A 1,159-nucleotide genomic window follows, 5' to 3' on the forward strand; every position below is an offset into this window, starting at 1 on the left:
GAGTGTGAAGGCATGGGTCAAATCTCGATGAAAATTTCCGCCCTACCCGGGTCAGTTCTCAGTGAAAATCAACACTCTGAGACCATGCCGTTCTTAGAAAAGCCGCGTCTATGTCATTTTTGGCAGGTGGATTTTGAATAAACGTGTTCATGATAATTTTTTCGTAATTAGCCTTGATGCGTCTGTCATAATTATACCTGTAGTACGTAGAACCGTTGTAAACACTCGCAAATGTTACCCAGTCCTTGTTGATCAAAGCGCGTCGCATTTTATTATTAGAGAGATTAAATTTCACAAAAGCATCAGCCTGTTTATTAATATCACCCATAGCACGAACAAAATCAGATACAGCACCATACCCAGCGCAACGAAAATTCTCACCTAGGATTTGAAACGCACCCCATGACGTCGCTTTGAGAGCTGCATCGTATTCGGCACAGAAGGCGAAGCCGCCCTCTTCCTCTTTCCGGGGTGTCGGACATGAAAAAAGTGGCTTCCGGGTAACGGAAGCCATTATCTCACAATTCCAAAACCCATCGTTTTATTCGGCGACGATGGCCTCCACGCCTTCGCCTATCTGCGTGATCGGAGTGTCTGTTTTAGTTGCGCTCATCGTATTTTCCGCGACGTAACCGACGCCTGGACCAGTGGGATCTTGATGCGAGGCAGTTCCACCCACACGAACAGGACCAAGGGTAATATTTGAAGAAGGACTAACGCTGACTACGTTTCCAGACACACGCCCCGTCAACCCTGAGCCGGTCAATAATCGAGCCAAAGCCTCCTGTTCCGTAAAATTCCCATTGAGTGCAGCAGACTGATGTCCGTTCAGTATCTTTGGGTCCGCACTTACCTGCCTATGAGCCTGCTGCCCGAATGTCGTCAGCGCTGTCGAAAGCGCCTGAGCCGGAATGTGGTAGGGTTCCTTCCCTTTCCGGCCCTCTACTGGCGCACCCCACGCGTCCCGAAACTACGTGTGAATTCGCTTCCAGCTGATTCCCATATGCTTCCAGTTGGTGCTCTGGAACGCAGAAAGCCCGCTCGGAGAGCGGGCTAACTACTTGTTTTTAAATGTAATTCAGTGGTTGCGGGGGTAGGATTTGAACCTACGGCCTTCAGGTTATGAGCCTGACGAGCTACCGGGCTGCTCCACCCCGCG

The 1,159-nt window shown here is 50.0% G+C and carries 2 protein-coding genes and 1 tRNA gene; all 3 read right to left on the reverse strand.

The genetic code is table 11. From position 1 onward, the window contains the following. Positions 1-58: 58 nt before the first annotated feature. Positions 59-514 (reverse strand): N-acetylmuramidase domain-containing protein, encoded by a 456-nt coding sequence (locus tag AB2L51_RS15040; protein ID WP_395583035.1) that lies wholly within the window; start codon positions 512-514, stop codon positions 59-61. Between the two features lie 27 nt (positions 515-541). Further along, positions 542-913, reverse strand: coding sequence for an STN domain-containing protein (locus AB2L51_RS15045; RefSeq protein WP_400922629.1), 372 nt, complete (start codon positions 911-913; stop codon positions 542-544). Positions 914-1,082: 169 nt separating this feature from the next. Next, positions 1,083-1,159, reverse strand: a tRNA-Met gene (locus AB2L51_RS15050).

The organism is Acetobacter fabarum (assembly GCF_040702925.2).
Lineage (GTDB): Bacteria > Pseudomonadota > Alphaproteobacteria > Acetobacterales > Acetobacteraceae > Acetobacter > Acetobacter fabarum_B.